This is a genomic window from Paenibacillus sp. (assembly GCF_031177825.1).
Lineage (GTDB): Bacteria > Bacillota > Bacilli > Paenibacillales > YIM-B00363 > Paenibacillus_AE.
The window spans coordinates 41,951-60,078 of the sequence record NZ_JAPSKE010000015.1; the positions used below are offsets into that span (position 1 = coordinate 41,951).

An 18,128-nucleotide genomic window follows, 5' to 3' on the forward strand; every position below is an offset into this window, starting at 1 on the left:
TCCTCCTTCTTATAACGACTCGAGCTTCGCCGGAAGCTTCTCCGGATGCAGCATGACGTCGATCTGATCGTACACCCGGTCCGGGTCGTAGAGGTCCTTCCAGTTGTCCTTCAGCATCGCTTTCTTGCCGTATTCGATCGCGACGAGGCAGGCGTCCGAGAACGGGTTCGTCTTTTCGAAAACGATCGCCAGCTGCACGTTAATATGTCCGAGCATGAAATCCTTCGCCGCCTCGTACGGCACGCCGCGCTTCACCGCTTCGTCCATCGCTTCGCCGAGCACCGTCACCATCGTCGACGAGATCGTCTCCGCCATCGTCGGCTCGAGCATCGCCATCTGCTCCACCGTAATGCGGTGCGTGCGCAGGATCGGCGCGTACATCGCCTGCGCGACCGCCTCCCCGACGGCGTATTGCGCTTCCGGGCCTTGCATGAGCGCGCAGACGATCGCCTGCTTCGCCGCCACGCCGCCGAAGAAGTCGCGTTTCGCCTCCGGCGTCGTCTCGTCGTTAAACACCGGCGGATGGCATGGATGCGTCACGAAATACGCGACGTCCTCGCGCTTTGGCAGCTTGCCGAGGTACGCCGCGGCCGGGTCGAGCACGATCAGCATCGCGCCGGTCTTCATCGCCGGCACGACGCTTTCCGATACGTTGCCGATCGCGACGTCCGGTATCGCGAGAACGACGACGTCGGCGTTCGGCACCGCATCGGCCTGCGGCGTCGCGGCCAGCCCGCGTTCCGCCAAGTTGGCGAGGCCCCGTTCGCTGATTTCTACATAATAAACGGGATCCGTCCCCTTCCTCAAATTGTCCGTAATGCGGCAGCCCATCTTCCCGCCTGCGCCGATTAACGCGATGGTCGTCATGCGAAAATTCCTCCTAGCAAAAGGTTATGAATCATATTATATACGGATTGTATACAATGTGTATTGACTTTTCAATCGGTCGCAACGATAATTTTGATACCAACCCCTTTCCCTTGGGAGGAATCATATGAAGCTCGGCATCGGCAGTTACACGTTCGCCTGGTCGATCGGCGTGCCCGCGTACGGCATGCCTTCCGTTCCCGTCACCGCCTTCGACCTGATCCGCATCGCGGCGGAGCACGACCTCTCGCTCGTTCAGATCGCCGACAACATCCCGCTGCATCGCTGGCCGGAGAACGAACGACGACGGCTGAAGCGCGAAGCCGACTCGGCCGGCGTAGCTCTTGAAGTCGGGACCCGGGGCACCGACCCGGCGCTGCTGCTCGAGTACCTCGCGATCGCCCGCGAGCTCGGCTCCCCGTTCGTGCGCACGCTCGCCGCGACGACCGACCTGGCGCTCGTCCGGGAGCAGCTGTCGGCGGCGCTGCCCGCGTACGAATCGGCCGGCATCGCCATCGCGTTGGAAAACCACGGCCTTCATACGACCAAGCAGCTCGTCCGGCTGTTCGAAGACGTCGGCAGCCCTTCTCTCGGATGCTGTCTCGATACCGTCAACTCGTTCAGCGCGCTCGACGCCCCGGATCGCGTCATCGCCGACTTGACGCCCTATGTTATGAATCTTCATATTAAAGATTTCGATATTACGAGAATCGACCATCAGATGGGGTTCGTCGTCTTGGGCGCGCCGGCCGGATATGGTAAATTGGATATACCGCGCCTGCTGACGACGATTCGCGAGCAGGGCAAACGGCCGAACGCGATCCTCGAGCTGTGGCCGCCTTACCAAGGCTCGGTCGAGGACACGGTCGCGCTGGAATGGGAATGGTTCCGGCAAAGCGTCGTTTACCTTCAAAGCTTGCCGGAATTCCAGAGGACATAAGGGGGCTGCCGTTCATGACGGCCGTTACGTTGAAAGAGAAAGCTTATATCGAGCTCCGCAAGTCGATCCTGAACGGGGAGCTGAAGCCCGGCGACTTCTTAACGGAGCGCATGCTCGTCGAGCTGCTCGGCATGAGCCGCACGCCGATCCGTTCCGCGCTGGAGCGGCTGGACGTCGAGGGGCTCGCCAAATATACGCCGAACAAGGGGCTCATCGTCACGGAAATTTCGCTGACGCAGGTCGTCGACATTTTCGACTTCCGCATCGCGATCGAGTCGTATATCGCGAAGCGGCTGGCGACGCGGGCTTGGAGCGTCGATGACGTCTCGTGGTTCGAGGACAATTTGCGCGTGCAGCGGGAATGCATCGAGGTCAACGACCATGCGCGGTTTACGGAAGCGGACACCGCGTTCCACACCAAGCTGGCCGACGTGTACGATAATTCGGAAATCGCGCGAACGATGGAGCGGCTGCAGGACATGCTGTACCGCATCGCGCTGCGCGTGCTGCGGAAGGACGTGAACCGCATCCGCTCCTCTTACGAAGACCATCTGCGCATCTTCGAGCTGATCCGGGAAGGCCGCGGTCCCGAAGCCGCATCGCAGATGGAGGAGCATCTCGAATACGGCAAGCGAATTTTGTTGACGTAAGGCAGCGCGCCAAGAAGCCTCGCCTTCCGCCGGAACCCGGCTGTGGAGGCGAGGCTTCTCTACTTCCGCTTCCCGCTCTTCGTCCTCCACTTCCCTCGGCTCAGCTAGTCATGCGTAGCCGGCGGGAGGGCGCATAGCGCGCCCCCTTTCCCGCCTTTTTCGCACTCGGTACCCGATGAAAGCCCCTCCCCTATCTGCCTACCCCGCCCCGACGGGACGCTCCGCGTTCTGAAGCAAATACATGCGGTAGTACCGCCCGCGCAGCGCCATCAGCTCGTCGTGCGTGCCGCGCTCTTCGATGACGCCGCGGTGCAGCACGAGGATCCGATCCGCATCGCGAATCGTAGACAGCCGATGCGCGATGACGAACGTCGTTCGCCCATGGCGAAGCACGTTCAGCGCATGCTGGATGACCTGCTCCGTCTCGCTGTCGATGCTGGCCGTCGCCTCGTCCAAGATGAGGATGGCCGGATCGTAAGCGAGCGCCCGCGCGAAGGAGACGAGCTGCCGCTCCCCTGCGGACATCGTGCTGCCCCGTTCGACGACGGGCTCCGCGAGCCCGTTCGCCAGCCGATCGACGAACGGGCCGGCCCCGACTTCGGTCAGCGCGCGGCGGGCCGTCTCTTCGCCGATCGCCTCGTTATAGAGCGACACGTTGAACTTCACGTCGCCCGTGAACAGGAACGGGTCCTGCAGCACGATGCCCATATGGCGCCGCAGCGCCTGCTTCGACATCGTCCGAATATCGACGCCGTCGATGCGGATGGCGCCGCCGGTCGGCTCGTAGAAGCCAAGCAGCAGATTCATAATCGAGCTTTTGCCGGAGCCGGTATGGCCGACGAGCGCGATCGTCTCGCCCCGCTTCGCCTCGAACGAGATCCCCTTCAGCACGTTCTCGCCCGGCACGTACGCGAACGTGACGTCGTCGAACTCGACGCGGCCTTCCGGCCTGGGCGTCGCGGGCGCCTCCTCGTCTTCTTCCACGGCTTCCCCCTCCCGATCCATCAGCGCGAATACCCGCTCCGCCGAGACGAACGCCCGCTGCGCATTCGTCATCTGATCGAAGATACCTACGATCGGCTCGTAGATCCGACCCAAATAATCGACGAACGCATACAGCGCCCCGAACGAGACGACCCCGCCGGCCCCGAGCGACCGAGCTCCGAAATACCACAGGATGAACGCGGTCAGCAGCCGGCTGACGAAGTAAACAACGTTCCGGCCGGAGAAGGCGGTAATCCGAAACTGCGCCACTTGACTCCGATACCGCTCCTCGTTCAACCGGCCGAATTCCCGCTTCATCGTCTCTTCCCGGCGAAACGCTTGCACGATCGGCATGACGTGAATCATCTCGTTCAGCATGGCGTTCATTTCGGCCAGCTTCGCTCGAATGATCTGCACGTACTTCTTGGAGATTTTCAAATGCAAATAGAGCAGCGCAGCGAATAACGGCAGGATGATCGCGCACAGCAGCGCGAGCCGCCATTCGAGAAACAGCAGCGCCGCGAAGACGCCGACGATGTTCAGCCCGCTGACGACGAACGTCGCGGTAAAGCTGATGTACAGCTCCTTGATGTTTTCCGTGTCGTTGGCGACGCGCGAGACGATCTGCCCGATCGGCGTCTTGTCGAAGAACGCGACGGGCAGCCGTTGGAGATGCCGGAACAAGTCCATGCGCATCCGCTGCACGATGCGCTGCGCGGACGACTGCAGCAGATAGCTCTGCACGTACGTCAGCGCGCTGCCGACGACGGTCAGCGCGACGATCAGGGCGACGAGGCGGAAGATCGGCGCGACGTCGTGCCGATAGAACGCCGTCACCTCCGCCCCCGTCAACCCCACGGCGCCGTACGCCGGGCTGTCCAGCGTGAAGCCGCCCCCCTCGCCGGCGCGGAATCGCGCGACGGACTCCGCAGCCGGCGGCGGGGCGTCTGCCGGCAGCCAATCGCTCCGGACGTACGCCCGCTCCCGGAACGGCACCGACAAGGCGCCTTCCGGGACGACGTCCGACTCCAGTTCGTACCAATCGAATTGGATGGCGAGCAGATGGTCGTCGATGATCGTCTTCGTGACGATCGGTCCCGCGAGCTGCGCGCCGAGCGCCAGCACCAGGATGAGCAGCGCGACGGCGACCTGACGCCGGAACAGCAGCAAGTAAGCGAGCAGCCGCTTCGCGACGGCCCCTTCGCGCACGTTATCTTGTTCGATCATGGGTTCACCGCCCTGTTCGTTCCGTTCGTTCCATCCTCCAGGAGGCTCTCCTCCAGCTGTTGACGTTCGTATTGCCGCTTATACCAGCCGTCCCGCTGCATCAGCTCTTCGTGAGCGCCCTCCTCGACGATCCGTCCGTCGTCCAGCACGACGATGCGCTGCGCATGCTTTACTGCGGACAGCCGATGGGTGGCGATGAACGTCGTCTTCCCCGCCCGGCTCCGCCGCACCGCATCCAAAATAGCGGCTTCCGTCCGCGCGTCGACGGCCGACAACGCGTCGTCCAGGATCAAGATGTCCGGCCGCACCAAGAGCGCCCGCGCGATGCCGATTCGCTGCTTCTGCCCGCCGGAGAGCATGACACCGTTTTCCCCTACGATCGTATCCAGCCCTTCCGGCATCCGCTCGAGATCCTCGGTCAGGAACGCCATCCGCGCCGCCTCCAGCACTTCCTCTTCGGTCGCCTCCGGCTTGCCGAGCGCGATGTTGTCCCGGATCGACCGGGAAAGCAGCAGATGCTCCTGCGACACGTAGCCGATCCACCCGAGCAGCCGATCGAGCGGAATCCGATCGATCGGCACCCCGGACACCGTCACGCCGCCCGCAGGAATCGGATACTGCCGCAGCAGTTGCTTCAGCAGCGTGCTCTTGCCGCTCCCCGTCTTGCCCACGATGCCGATCGTATCGCCGCGACGAGCCTCGAGCCGAATGTCCTTCAGCCGGTCGACGTCGGCCCCCGGATAACGGAACGTCAGCCCGCGGAACGCGACGTCCCCCGCCGCCTCCGGGCGGATCGGATCGGCCGGATCCGTCACGTCCGGCTGCTGCGCGAGGCTCTCCTCGATTCGATTCACGGACGCGTTGCCGCGCTGCAATATATTAATGAAATCGCCGAAGGCGATCATCGGCCAGACGAGCAGCCCGAGATAAATATTGAAGGTAACCATCTCGCCGAGCGTGATCTCGTTATGGACGACCAGATAAGAGCCGTACCCGATGGCGATCGCGAAGCTGATGCCCGTGATCGCCGAGATGGCCGGCATAAACAGCGAGTTCGTCTGCGCGACGCGAATGTTTTTCTCCATCACGTCCTTCGTCACGCGGTCGAACGCCGCCAGGTCGCTCTTCTCCTGCACGTAGGAACGCAGCACGCGCTGCCCGGAGATCGACTCCAGCACATGGTCGTTCATGACCCCGAACCGCTGCTGCGCCGCGGTGAAATGCGCCCGCATTCGCCGGCCGAGCACGTTGATGGCCACCGTAAGCAGCGGCATCGGCAGCAGCGCGGCGATCATCAACCGCACGTCGATGAAGTAGATCATCGACGCGACGACGACGATGACGCCCATGATCGTGTTCGTGATCGTCACGACGCCGAAGCCCGCCGTGTTGCTGACCGCCTCGATGTCGTTCGTCGCGAGCGCCATCAGCTCCCCGGAGCGGTTCCGCTGGAAGAACGACGGACGCATGCGCGTCCAATGCGCCAGCAGCCGATCCCGCAGCTGCTTGTTCAGCAGCGCGGAGCTGCCGAACAACGCGTTGATCCAAACGTAGGTAGTGACGTACATCGCGACGGCGATGCCGAGCAGCAGCCACAGCGTCGACGATAGACCGGCGCGCGTCAACGTGCCGTTCAGCATGCTGTCGATCGTCTGCCCGACCATGCGCGGCGCGACGGTATTCATATAACTATTGGCGGAAATCAGCAGCATCGTCGCTACGTAAAACGGCCAACGTTTGCGAAAAAACCAACTCAATCGGCGAACGAAAAGCAACGGCGGTCCCCTCGGCTTTCCAGCGATATCGATATTTTCCCATTGTAATCCATCCCTCCCGGAAAAATCGATACCGGTGACGGAACTTTGGCGAAAAGGTGAAATTTTTTTGAACGCTTCCGTCAAATTTGTGATACAATAATGACACGAAAGCTCTTACAAGGATGTGGGACGAATGCTCTCCAACAACTACATGAACAACCGTTCCGGCGGGTCGGAACGCAGCGTACAGAAGCTTGTGAAGTGGATGACCGCGGCCTCGTGGACGACGCTTCTCATCGGCCTCGCGCTCTCCCTCGCGAACTTGAGCCACTTCAGCGAACAGAACGCCTCCCTGATGGTCGGAATCGGCTTTATGGTCGGCAGCGTTCACATTTATGTCATCCGCACGGCGATTCATCTCGTGCATGCGCGGGCGCCGCACTTGTTCGGCAATCGCGACTAAATCGAGTACATTCAACGTTTCGAAGCCTCCAAGAGAGAAATCTTGGGGGCTTTTTTGCGTGCGTGCGCTTCTTTTCGTCCAAAGCGTGACTACAATTTTAACGAAATGGGGCGAGAATTTGACGGATTTGCAAAGTGGGGTCCGGGCGAGCGCAGAATCTGATATCTTAATGGAGAGGCAAGTGAAATTCATCACAAAGGCAGTCTCGACATAAAATTAGAATTCCATCTAAGGTTACAGGAGGACCGTCCCATGAGAAAACGTACCTTCAAATTCGGCTTGGCGCTGCCGGCGATGCTGCTGCTGACCGCGGCGCTTCTGTCGGGCTGCGGCGACGCGATGGTGCTCGACCCGAAGGGGCCGATCGGCGCGCAGCAGAAGGATCTCATCTATATTTCGACGCTGCTGTGCGTCGTCATTCTCGTCCCGGTGCTCGCGCTGACCGCGTACATCGTGTATCGCTACCGCGATCGGAAGGACAACGACGCGCCGTACGAGCCGAACTGGTCGCACAGCACGAAGCTGGAGATCGTCTGGTGGACGATTCCGATCGTCATTATCGCGATTCTGGCGGTCGTCACCGTTCGGTACACGCACGCGCTGGAGCCTTCTAAGCCGATCGTTTCGGAGAAGAAGGAGCTTGTCATTCAGGTCACGTCGCTCGATTGGAAGTGGTTGTTCCAATATCCCGAACAGGATATCGCGACCGTCAACTATCTCTATCTCCCCGAGGACGTGCCGATCCGCTTCGAGCTGACGTCGGACGCGCCCATGAACTCGTTTTGGATTCCGCAGCTCGGCGGACAGATTTATACGATGTCCGGCATGGCGATGACGTTGTATCTGCAAGCCGACGAGCCCGGCACGTATTACGGCTCCGGCGCGAACTTCAGCGGCGAGCACTTCGCCGACATGACGTTCTACGCGACGGCCGTGCCGCAGGAGGAGTTCGACGCTTGGGTCGACCAGGTGAAGGCGACGTCCGAACCGCTTACCTTAGAAGGTTATGAGACGCTGCGTCAACCGGGCACGTCGCAAGTGCAACAGTTCGCAGACATTCCGGAAAGCTTGTTCCACGATACCGTTACGAGATACGTCGTCGACGGACATAACCCGCACGCCGGTCACGGCGCCGCGGCGCCCGAGCCGCAAGCGCCGGCCGAGACGGACGCGAAGACGACGAACGCGACCGAGCACGGCCACGACGCTCACGGCGCCCATTAACGAAGCCAAGAAAGGAGATCCGCTATGGATACCATCAAGCAATTCGCATCCGAGTTTTTCGTGACCGGCGATCCGCTCATCCTCGGCGCGCAGGTCAGCATCGGTCTCACGATGGTCGCCCTGGTGTTCGTCCTGTCCTATTTTCGAAAATGGGGCTGGCTGTGGCGCGAGTGGTTGACCACCGTCGACCATAAAAAGATCGGTATTATGTATATTGTGTGTTCCATTCTCATGTTATTCCGCGGCGGGGTCGACGCCCTGCTCATGCGGACGCAGCTCGCGTTCCCGGGAATGGAATTCCTGCACGCGGACCATTATAACGCCATATTCACGACGCACGGCGTCATTATGATTTTGTTCATGGCGATGCCGCTCATGTTCGGTCTCTTCAACATCGTCGTGCCGCTGCAGATCGGCGCGCGCGACGTGGCGTTCCCGTTCCTGAACTCTCTAAGCTTCTGGTTGTTCTTCTGGGGCGCGATGCTGTTCAACATGTCGTTCGTCATCGGCGGCTCCCCGGATGCGGGCTGGCTCGCCTATCCGCCGCTGTCGGGGCTCGAGAGCAGCCCGGGCGTCGGACAGAACTTCTATATATGGGGCATTCAGATTTCCGGCATCGGGTCGCTCGCGACGGGCATTAACTTCATCGTGACGATTTTGAAAATGCGGGCGCCCGGCATGGGCCTTATGAAGATGCCGATGTTCACATGGTCGGTGCTGTCGAGCTGCATCACGATCATTTTCGCTTTCCCGATTTTGACGGTGACGCTGTTCCTGCTCTTTATGGACCGTTACTTCGGCGCTCACTTCTTCACCTTGGACGCCGGCGGCAACCCGATGATGTATATCAACCTCATTTGGATGTGGGGGCATCCTGAAGTATATATCGTCGTCCTTCCGGCGTTCGGCATCTTCTCGGAGATCGTCGCCACGTTCGCGAAGAAGAAGCTGTTCGGCTATACGTCGATGGTCGTCGCGATGATCAGCATCAGCGTCACCTCGTTCTTCACGTGGGCCCACCACTTCTTCACGATGGGCTCCGGCGCGAACGTCAACGCGTTCTTCGCCGTCACGACGATGATTATCGCCATTCCGACGGGCGTCAAAATTTTCAACTGGCTGTTCACGTTGTACCGCGGCCGCATTCGGTTCACGACGCCGATGCTGTGGACGATTTCGTTCATCCCGTGCTTCGTCGTCGGCGGCATGACCGGCGTCATGCTGTCCGTCGCGCCGGCCGACTTCCAGTTCCACAACAGTTACTTCCTGATCGCGCACTTCCATCAGGTGCTGATCGGGGGCGTCGCGTTCGGTTACTTCGCCGGTCTTTCGTACTGGTGGCCGAAAATGTTCGGCTTCACGCTGCACGAAGGCCTCGGCAAGTGGGCGTTCTGGCTGTGGAACATCGGCTTCTACGTCTGCTTCATGCCGCAATACTTCCTGGGCCTCGACGGCATGACGCGCCGGATGTACACGTACGACTTCGACATGGGCTGGGGTCCGCTCAACCTCGTATCGACGGTCGGCGGGTTCCTGATGGGCATCGGCTTCTTGTTCCAGGTGTGGCAGATCGCGCACTCGATCAAGTTCATGAAGAAAGATACGACCGGGGATCCTTGGGACGGCCGGACGCTCGAGTGGTCGATCCCGTCTCCGGCGCCGCTGTACAACTTCGCGACGGTTCCGACCGTCGCGGAGACGGACGATTGGTGGGAGACGAAGCAGCGGCGCGCGGCCGGCATTCCGGACGCTCCGACGCCTGCGATCGAGCCGATCCACATGCCGAAAAACTCGGCGATCCCGTTCATCAAGTCGTTTTGCTGGTTCGTCGCGGGCTTCGGCTTCGTGTTCGACTGGCTGCACTTCGCGATTCCAGGCCTGATCGGCGTCGCGATCTGCATGATCGTTCGCTCGTTCACGTACGATACGGATTATTATATTCCTGCAGATGAAGTTCGCCGCACGGAGGCGGCGTTGAGAGGGGTGAAGGCGTAATGGCGGCAACGCACACGCACGGCGCGCATGACGCGCACGCCGATCACGGGCATCATGACCAGGAAGGCCTCAAGACGTTCGGCTTCTGGCTGTTCCTGATCACCGACGTTATCCTGTTCGCGACTTTGTTCGCCACGTACGTCGTGCTTAGAAACAACACGGCCGGCGGCCCGACGGGGGAAGAGCTGTTCAACATTCCGATCGTGATCGCCAGCACGTTCATCCTGCTGACGAGCAGCTTCACGAGCGGACTCGCGGTGCTGTCGATGCAGAAGGGGCACCTTAAAGGTCTGATCGGCTGGCTCGTCGTCACCGCGGCGCTCGGAGCGGCGTTCATCGGGCTCGAAGCGTACGAATTCCTGCACATGGTCCATGAAGGCGCCACGCTGCAGACGAGCGCCTTCCTGTCGGCGTTCTTCACGCTCGTCGGCGCGCACGGCTTGCACGTGACGATCGGTCTCGTCTGGATGATCGGCCTCATGCTGCAGTTGGGTCGTCGGGGCATTACGGCGGTGACCGAACGCAAGGTGAACAATCTCAGCTTGTACTGGCACTTCCTCGACGCGGTGTGGATTTTCCTCTTCACCGTCGTCTACCTGATGGGGGTGATGTAAGATGGCGAATCTTAAGAACGCTAGCCACGGGCACGAGGCGAACAGCGCCGGCGAGCACGGCAATCACGGCTCGTTGAAGTCCTACGTCATCGGCTTCGTCCTTTCGATCGTGCTGACGATCGTACCGCTCGTCGCGGTGCTCGGCGCCGATCTCGGACAGACGACGACCTTGATCGTCATCTTGGCCGCGGCGGTGCTCCAGTTCGCGATACAGCTGCTGTTCTTCATGCATCTGCGCGAAGGCGAGAACGCCCGCTGGAACGTGATGTCGCTGCTGCTCGGGATCTTGATCTTGGTCACGATCGTCGGCGGTTCGATTTGGATCATGACGTACAACGCAGTCGCGCATTAACGATAAGAAAGACCATACTCTCGGCTCGCGAAGATGCCGAAGGTATGGTCTTTTTTTCGGGTGGCGTTACTTCCGAGATACGCTCAACCTTTGCCATTCGCGGGCGGCGGCACCGCCGTCACTCCCGCTTCTGCATCGTGTTCTTTACGCCGGAGTACGCCCCGATCGCCGACAGCCCCATGACGACGCCCGCAAGCGCCGCCTGCCGCCAGTCTCCCGGCGCGACATAGACGAAGCCGGCAACCAATCCGAGCGCGATCGCTACGGCGGGCAGCACTCTCGCAGGGACGCCCATTCTCCCGATCAAGCCGACGAGCGCCACGATCAACGGAATCAATGCGACGTCATACGCTTGGAATTCCATAACTTCCTCACCTCCCTCTCCTTCACCATATGCCCGTCCTAACCGTGTTGCGCGGGCTAAGATGTTTTGGAAGGAGCGAGAGGTAGCTGCGGACGTGGTTCGGGCGCGGACAATAGGGTCAAATTTGACTTTATTCGCGGCATGAGGGTTCCCTTAACCGCCGACTCTACGAAAGGAAATCGAGGGAAAGGAGCAGCGGGACACTCTCCCCTTTGAACACGCGGTTGAAGTGGCGCACGTGGCGGAAGCCGGTCCGTTCGGCGACTTCCGTCACGAGGGCGTTCGTCGCGGCGAGCAGATGCTTCGCCGCCTCGACGCGGATCGCGGTGAGCCGTTCGACGAACGTGACGCCGGTCTTCTGCTTGAACAACGCGCTGAAGTACGCGGGATTCAGATATAACATCTCCGCCATACTGCCGAGCGTGATCGGCTCGGCATAATTCGCCTCCATGTACCGAATCGCCTTCGCGACCGCGTCCGCCGGACGATCCGCGCCGGCGGCGGCGACGCAGCCGGCCAGCCGACCGAACAGCGAGCCGCACAGGTCGGTCAGCTCGTCGCTGGCGGAAACCGAGCAGACGTCGAACAGCAGCTCGCGCACGTCCTTCTCGCCGAGCCACGCTTTCGCGACGCCCCATTCGGAGGACAGCTCATAGCAGCGTATGACAAGCTTGCAAATATGGCGATGCACCGTCTGCGGCGTCGGCGCCTTCCGGCACAGCTCCGCGGCGGCTTCGCGCGCCCGTTCCTCCGCCTCGGCGGGACGCCCGTCGGCGATCGCCCGCTCGAGCGCCTCCCACGACCACTCGCGCGGCTCCGCATGCGCAAGCGTCGCGCCGTCCTCCTCCGTCCGCTCGTAGGCGAGCACCTTGTCGCCGCCGACGATGAGCCGGCGCAGCAGCGCGATCTCCGCCTCTCGGTACGAAGACGCAAGCGACTCCGCGCCCGGCGACAGCCGTCCGACGCCGATCGTGACGGTCAGGTCGGAGAGCGACTTGATTTGCAGCCGGATCGACTCCGCCATCTCGAGGTGCTTCCGCATCGCGTCGGCGCCGCCCTCCCCGTTCAGCATGGCCACGACCTCCGAGTCGTTCGGCACGAAGCAGAACCCCGTCGTTCGCCGATCGATGACCTCCTGCACGAACTGTTGAATGTACAGCTGGAAGAGCGACGGATCCGCCCGCCCGTACCGTTCCGAGCCGACCGACCGCTTATCTAGCTTCACGATCATGCACGCGTAGCAAGGCGCGTCGAACCGGAGGCCGAGCTCTTCCTCCAGCTGCCGGATGTCGTCCGCGCCGACGACGCCTCGCGCCAACGCCGCCGCGAGATGCTCGGAAGCGCGTTCCCGCGCGCGGCGCTGGTCGCCCTTCGCCGGCCCCGGCGCCGCGCTTCGGCGCGCCGCGCGCTCCCGCACCTCCGCCTTCAATCGGTCGAGCAGCTTCGCGAGCTCCTCCCGCTCGATCGGCTTCATCAAGTAATCCTTCGCGCCATGCTGCATCGATTGCTTCACGTAGGCGAAGTCCTCGTACCCGCTGACGACCGCGCTGACTACATCCGGGAATCGCTCCCTGGCGATCTTCTGCAGCTGCAAGCCGTCCATGCGCGGCATCCGAATGTCCGTCAGCATAACGTCGGGACGCCGCTCCTGCAGCAGGTCGAGCGCTTCGTAGCCGTCCCTGGCATCCCCGACCACGCGCCATTCGGCGTCGAGCGAAGCGATCATCGAGCTGAGGCCCCTCCGGAATATGGCTTCGTCGTCCACGATTACGATGTTAGGCATCGACTTCCCCCTTCGGCGCCGCCGCGTCCGAAGCGCGGATCGCCGGCAGCGTTAGAATGACCTTCACGCCTTGGTACGGCATGCTCTCGAGCGTGATGCCGTAAGGCTCGCCGAAATGCAGCCGAATTCGCCGATGGACGTTGAGCAGCCCGTTGCCGGTCGTACCGCCGACGTCTCGCGCCGAGCGAAGCCGCTCTTGCAGCGCCTCGAGCAGCTCGCTCGAGAGGCCGATCCCGTCGTCCTCCAGCGTCAGCCGCAGCACCCCGTCCGCCGCGCCGCCGCCGAGGCGGACGCGACCGACGCCGATGCCCTTGTCGAGACCGTGGTTCAAGGCGTTCTCGACGATCGGCTGCAGGAGCAGCGGAATCATCCGGCAGTCCAGGGCGGCCGGATCGATGTCGCAGGCGTAGTCGATCCGATCGTCGTAGCGCAGCTTCTGGATCGCCATATACCCGTTCACGTGCTCGAGCTCGTCGCGCAGCGTGACCATCTCCTTGCGGCTGCTCAGCGAATAACGCAGAAGCCGGCTCAAGCTGTTGGACATGAGCACGATCTCCCGATTCCCTTCCAGCTCCGCGTACATGCTGATCGAACCGAGCGTATTGTATAGAAAATGCGGATTGATCTTGCTCTGCAGCGCCGCGATCTGCGCGTCCTTCTCGCGCAGCTCCGTCTCGTACAGCAAGTAACCGAGCTGGCTGAGCTTCGAGACCATCGTATTGAACGCATGCCCGAGCCGGCCGACCTCGTCGCCGCTCGACACCGGGAAGGCGACCTGCAGGTCGCCCCGCTCCACCTTCCGCATCAGACGGCTCAGCTTGCGCAGCGGCTTCGTCACGCCGAACGCGAACGCGACGGAGACGACCATCGCGAGACCGACGAACACGACGCCGATCAGCACGATGGAATTGCGCACGATGACGCTGTCCTCCATTAACTCCCTTACCGGCACCGCGCTGACCGTCGTCCATCCCGTCACCGACGAAGTGACGTGGGAGACGAGCAGGCTGCCGACGTTCGGTACGTCGAGATGCCGCACGCCTTCCCCCTCCAAGCGCCCGATCGACGCCGGATCGCCGACGCCGAGCGTCGAACCGATGACGAGGCTCCCGCTCCGGTCCGCGATGTACAGCGTCTCGTGCTCGCCGAGCTTCACCTGGGACAAGATGTTGCGGACCGCCGCCGGATCGATGTCGATCACGATGTAGCCGAGCGTCAAGCCGGTATCGAAGCTGCGCAGCTCTCTTGCGATCGAGAACACTTGGTAGACCGTCCCGCTCGTCGAAACGATCTCGTGCGTCGTAATGAACGTCGGCTGTCCGAACTTCCCCTTCGCCCGCTTCAGCCACTCGGCGTCGTCGTCCAGCTTATACGATGTGATGTACTGACTCTCCGGCAGCACGACGTACGAGGCGCCGCGTTCCCCGTACAGCGACACGCCCATAATGTCGACGCGCCCGTTGATGAACACCTTCGAGACGAAGCCGTTCAGCTGCTCGATCTCGTCGAGCGTGAGCGGTTGGCCCTCCTTCCGCTCCGACCCGAGAAAGTCAAGAATCTCCTCGTATTGATAAGGCATGAGGGACAGCCGGTTCAGCTCGTTCATGTACGTATCGATGTTGAGCGTCACCTGCTTCAGCGTCTGCAGCTGGTAGGCGCCTACGTTACGCTCCATCGTCCGCTCGAAGCCGCCGTACGCGAACCAGGCCATGGCGCCGAGCGGCACGACGATGAGGACGCAGTTGACGACGATCAGTTTTTTGGCGAGCTCCTGGTCGGTAAACCGCCGGAGCAGGGTGCGTATCCATGACATGATGTATCTCCCTATCATTGCCGCAGCTCGGCGTCGATCGTCTCCTCGGCGCGGCGCAGCGCCTCCGCGGGCGTCTGGCGCTTGTAGATCATCCGCTCGAACTCGCGAATGAGCACCTCGATCATCGCCCATTGCTTCACGTGTCTCGGCCAATACGCGACGTAATCGGCCGTCGCCGCGTAATCGCTGCGATATTTCATCGCGCCGAGCGCCTCGCCTTCGACGACCTTCGTCAAGCTCGGCACATGGCCGGCCGCGGCCCACATCTCGCCGTGCTCGACCATCCAGCGGGCGAACGTAAGGATGGCGTCCCGCTTCCCGTCCTCCATATCGTGGCGCGTCGGGATCGCGAGCGTATGCGTGTCGCCCCACACCGCAGGACGGTCGTACAAGACCGGTACCGGCACGACGCCGAAGTCGAGCGCGGGCGCATTTTCGAAAGCGCCGGTCCCCCACATCCCCGTAATGAGCACGGCCGCCTTCCCGTCGTAAAACAGCTTGAACGCGTCGTTAATATCCGGCGGGATGAGACGCTTCTCATACAGCCCGTTCACGAACTCCAGCGCCTCGAGCGCCTTCGGGTTGTTCAGCGCCGCGGCCGTCGCGTCCGCGTTGTAGAAGACGCCCCCGCCCTCCATCTGGTTGTACAGGCTCCACCAGAGCCAGACGGAATCGATGCGCGTGCTCGGCTGCGCCATCGGCGCGACGTCCGGCGGAACCGCATCCCGGATCCGGGACAGGAACGCCTCGAAGCCTTCCGGTCCGCTCCCGACGACCGGCCTTCCTTCCGCGTCCAGCGCGCCGGCCGCCGCCAGATGCGCCTTGTTGTAATACATGACGAGCGCATGCGTGTCGAGCGGCACGGAATACAGTCGGCCGTCGTACGTCGCGGCGTCCGCGATATTCGGATTGAATTCGCTCGGGTCGAGTCCGGCGCGCTTCGCGGGTTCGGACAGATCCTCGACGTACCCGTTCTGCACGAATTGCGGCAGGCTCGTCGTATGGATGATCGCGACGTCGGGGGCGTTGCCCGCGAGAATCGCCGTGCGCAGCCGCTGGTAGTAATCGTCCAGCCGGGAATTCGTCTGTTTCACCTGAATGTCGGGATGCTCCGCGTTGAACCGGTCGACCATCTCGGTCATGAATCGATTATCGCCGCCGCTGAACGGCGTCCAATATTCCAATTGGTGCGCCGGCGCGGGGACGGCGGCCGCCTCGGGCGAGAGCGGCTCCTCGCCGCCGGCGCAGCCCGTCAGCAGGACGAGCGCCGCGGCGGGCAGCCAGGAAGCGAGCCGTCGATGGATACATCCGGTACGGTTCACCGGGCACTCCCCCTACTGTCGTGATGTCGTCTCGATCGCGTCGAACGTAAGCGGCCCCGATGCCCCGTCCAGAACGATGTCGTTCGCGCCGGCCGCAAGCTTCACCCGAGCCTCGACGGGCGCGAAGCGGCTGCGCTCGCCCGGCGCGGCTTCGACCTCGGCGGCGTCGCCGCCGTTCGCGCGGATGCGGAACCGCGCCGGCGCATCGGAACCGTTGGAGACGTACGCCGTTACGACGTACGTGCCCGATACGGGCACCCGCACGTTCGCGAACCGGATCGCCGCCGCTTCCTCGCCCGCGGGCAGCTTCGCGACGCCCCAGCCCGTCGCGAACGGGTTCGTCTCGGCCAGCGCGCCGCCCTCCGCCTGCGCGTTCTCCGCTTCGTACCGCGGCAGCTCGATCGCCGTCACGCGCCAGCCGTCGCCGCCGGCGCGAATCGCGATCGCGTTCGCGCCTTCCTTCAGCGGCACGCGCGCGTACGCGTAGCCCGTCTCGCCCGCGGCGGTCGGCGGCAGCGTCGCCTCGCCGGCGTCGTCGCCGTTCGCCGACAGCGCCGCGGGAACGGCGGCTCCGCTCTCGTTCGTATAGTGCACGAGCAGCGCGGCCGTCGTCTCGACGCTCGAAGCGATCCCCTCGAACGTCAGCGCGCCGCCTTCGAGGACGGCATGCTCGGCGCGGAAGACGCCGGCGCCCGACGGCGCCGCGATCGCCGTATCGAGCGACGGCGCCGGCTCGAACGAAGGCATCCCGTCCGCAGACCATTCGACCTTCTGCGCGCGCGCCTTCCGGTTATTCCAGCCGTCGGATATGCCGCTCGTCGCGTGGTACACGATCCAGTCTTCGGTACCGTCCGGCGATGTCGTGAACGAGTTATGACCCGGCCCGTATACGCCGGCTTCGTCGTTCATCGTCAGCAGCGGCGCTTGCGACTTCTTCCAGTTTTCCGGAACGAGCGGGTCGGCGCCGGCCGCAAGCGTCAGCATGCCGATGCTGTAGAACGGCGTCCAGCTGCCCGCGCCGGAATAAAACAGGAACGTGCGGCCGTTCTTTTTCAAAATCGCTTGCCCTTCGTTAATGTAAGGCGGTCCGCCCGCGCGCTCCCAATCGAGCTCGGGCTTCGACAGCAGCACCCGCGGCCCTTGAATCGTCAGCGGATCGCGCATCGGCGCGATGTACGTGTTCTGCGCGATGTTGACGTCGCCCTCCCACCCCGACCAGACGAAGTACAGCTTGTCGTTCAGCTCGAGCGCGAGGCCGTCGATCGCCCACTTGTTCGTCTCGTCCGCGATCGGCCCGCGGAACGTCCACGACCCCATCGGGTCGTCCGTATCCGCTTCGAGCGCGTACATGCGGTGATTGTCGTTGAGGCCGTTGTCGGCGGCGAAGTAGATGTACCATTTTCCGCGTAAAAATTGGATTTCCGGGGCCCATAGATTGGCCGAATACATCGTGTCGACCGGCGGATACCAGACGACCTTGCGCTCCGCCCCGCGGAAGTCGAGCGTGCGCGATTTCATGACCATGACGTCCGCGCCGTTGTGCGTGAACGTCATATAGTAAAACCCGTCTTTATATACGACGCTGGGATCCGGCGTGTCGATCTCCGCCAGCGTGTTCTTGAACGTACCGCCGTGCCCCGCGTAATCCGCCGCGACCTCCGGCGCCTCCTCGTTCGAGCGCTGCATGATCATCCACCCTCCTCCGATCGCCAACGCCGCGACGGCCGCGACGATGACGGTAACCGCTTTCTTACTTCTCCAACGGTCCATTCC

15 protein-coding genes are annotated in these 18,128 nt (G+C 62.5%); 7 read left to right on the forward strand and 8 right to left on the reverse strand.

Annotation, left to right across the window (positions count from 1 at the left end; translation table 11 throughout):
- Nucleotides 1-9: 9 nt before the first annotated feature.
- A complete protein-coding gene (locus tag RIN49_RS17445; RefSeq protein ID WP_309121435.1) occupies nt 10-867 on the reverse strand; it encodes a phosphogluconate dehydrogenase C-terminal domain-containing protein in 858 nt (285 codons plus the stop codon).
- Nucleotides 868-994: 127 nt separating this feature from the next.
- On the opposite strand from RIN49_RS17445, the gene RIN49_RS17450 reads away from it, so the two are divergent.
- Together RIN49_RS17450 and RIN49_RS17455 are read left to right on the forward strand one after the other, a co-directional pair.
- Nucleotides 995-1,807: a sugar phosphate isomerase/epimerase family protein gene (locus tag RIN49_RS17450; protein WP_309121436.1), complete on the forward strand. Its 813-nt coding sequence runs from the start codon at nt 995-997 to the stop codon at nt 1,805-1,807.
- A gap of 14 nt (nt 1,808-1,821) precedes the next feature.
- A complete protein-coding gene (locus RIN49_RS17455) occupies nt 1,822-2,457 on the forward strand; it encodes a GntR family transcriptional regulator (RefSeq protein ID WP_309121437.1) in 636 nt (211 codons plus the stop codon).
- A 198-nt stretch (nt 2,458-2,655) separates the two neighbouring features.
- Here RIN49_RS17455 and RIN49_RS17460 read toward each other — a convergent pair whose 3' ends face one another.
- Both RIN49_RS17460 and RIN49_RS17465 read right to left on the reverse strand, forming a co-directional pair.
- Nucleotides 2,656-4,668: an ABC transporter ATP-binding protein gene (locus tag RIN49_RS17460; protein ID WP_309121438.1), complete on the reverse strand. Its 2,013-nt coding sequence runs from the start codon at nt 4,666-4,668 to the stop codon at nt 2,656-2,658.
- Nucleotides 4,665-6,443, reverse strand: coding sequence for an ABC transporter ATP-binding protein (locus RIN49_RS17465; RefSeq protein WP_309121439.1), 1,779 nt, complete (start codon nt 6,441-6,443; stop codon nt 4,665-4,667). Before RIN49_RS17465 ends, RIN49_RS17460 begins: the two co-directional genes overlap by 4 nt.
- 175 nt (nt 6,444-6,618) lie before the next feature.
- On the opposite strand from RIN49_RS17465, the gene RIN49_RS17470 reads away from it, so the two are divergent.
- The 5 genes from RIN49_RS17470 to cyoD all read left to right on the forward strand — a co-directional run bounded on the left by RIN49_RS17470 (nt 6,619) and on the right by cyoD (nt 11,073).
- Nucleotides 6,619-6,888: a hypothetical protein gene (locus RIN49_RS17470; protein WP_309121440.1), complete on the forward strand. Its 270-nt coding sequence runs from the start codon at nt 6,619-6,621 to the stop codon at nt 6,886-6,888.
- Between the two features lie 252 nt (nt 6,889-7,140).
- The gene (gene cyoA, locus RIN49_RS17475) at nt 7,141-8,112 is read left to right on the forward strand and encodes a ubiquinol oxidase subunit II (RefSeq protein WP_309121441.1); all 972 of its coding nucleotides are present in this window, start codon (nt 7,141-7,143) and stop codon (nt 8,110-8,112) included.
- Between the two features lie 24 nt (nt 8,113-8,136).
- Nucleotides 8,137-10,107, forward strand: a complete 1,971-nt coding sequence (locus RIN49_RS17480; RefSeq protein WP_309121442.1) for a cbb3-type cytochrome c oxidase subunit I — start codon at nt 8,137-8,139, stop codon at nt 10,105-10,107.
- Nucleotides 10,107-10,721, forward strand: a complete 615-nt coding sequence (gene cyoC / locus RIN49_RS17485; protein WP_309121443.1) for a cytochrome o ubiquinol oxidase subunit III — start codon at nt 10,107-10,109, stop codon at nt 10,719-10,721. Before RIN49_RS17480 ends, cyoC begins: the two co-directional genes overlap by 1 nt.
- A gap of 1 nt (nt 10,722) precedes the next feature.
- Entirely contained in the window at nt 10,723-11,073 is a 351-nt protein-coding gene (gene cyoD, locus RIN49_RS17490) for a cytochrome o ubiquinol oxidase subunit IV (protein ID WP_309121444.1), read from the forward strand.
- A gap of 118 nt (nt 11,074-11,191) precedes the next feature.
- Here the strand turns inward: cyoD and RIN49_RS17495 are convergent, their stop codons facing one another.
- From RIN49_RS17495 to RIN49_RS17515, 5 genes are all read right to left on the reverse strand, one after another.
- Nucleotides 11,192-11,437, reverse strand: coding sequence for a hypothetical protein (locus RIN49_RS17495; protein ID WP_309121445.1), 246 nt, complete (start codon nt 11,435-11,437; stop codon nt 11,192-11,194).
- A gap of 166 nt (nt 11,438-11,603) precedes the next feature.
- The gene (locus RIN49_RS17500; RefSeq protein WP_309121446.1) at nt 11,604-13,220 is read right to left on the reverse strand and encodes a response regulator; all 1,617 of its coding nucleotides are present in this window, start codon (nt 13,218-13,220) and stop codon (nt 11,604-11,606) included.
- Nucleotides 13,213-15,033, reverse strand: a complete 1,821-nt coding sequence (locus tag RIN49_RS17505; RefSeq protein WP_309121447.1) for a cache domain-containing sensor histidine kinase — start codon at nt 15,031-15,033, stop codon at nt 13,213-13,215. Before RIN49_RS17505 ends, RIN49_RS17500 begins: the two co-directional genes overlap by 8 nt.
- A 14-nt stretch (nt 15,034-15,047) precedes the next feature.
- A complete protein-coding gene (locus RIN49_RS17510; protein ID WP_309121448.1) occupies nt 15,048-16,355 on the reverse strand; it encodes an ABC transporter substrate-binding protein in 1,308 nt (435 codons plus the stop codon).
- Between the two features lie 12 nt (nt 16,356-16,367).
- A complete protein-coding gene (locus RIN49_RS17515) occupies nt 16,368-18,125 on the reverse strand; it encodes a family 43 glycosylhydrolase (protein WP_309121449.1) in 1,758 nt (585 codons plus the stop codon).
- Nucleotides 18,126-18,128 lie beyond the last annotated feature (3 nt).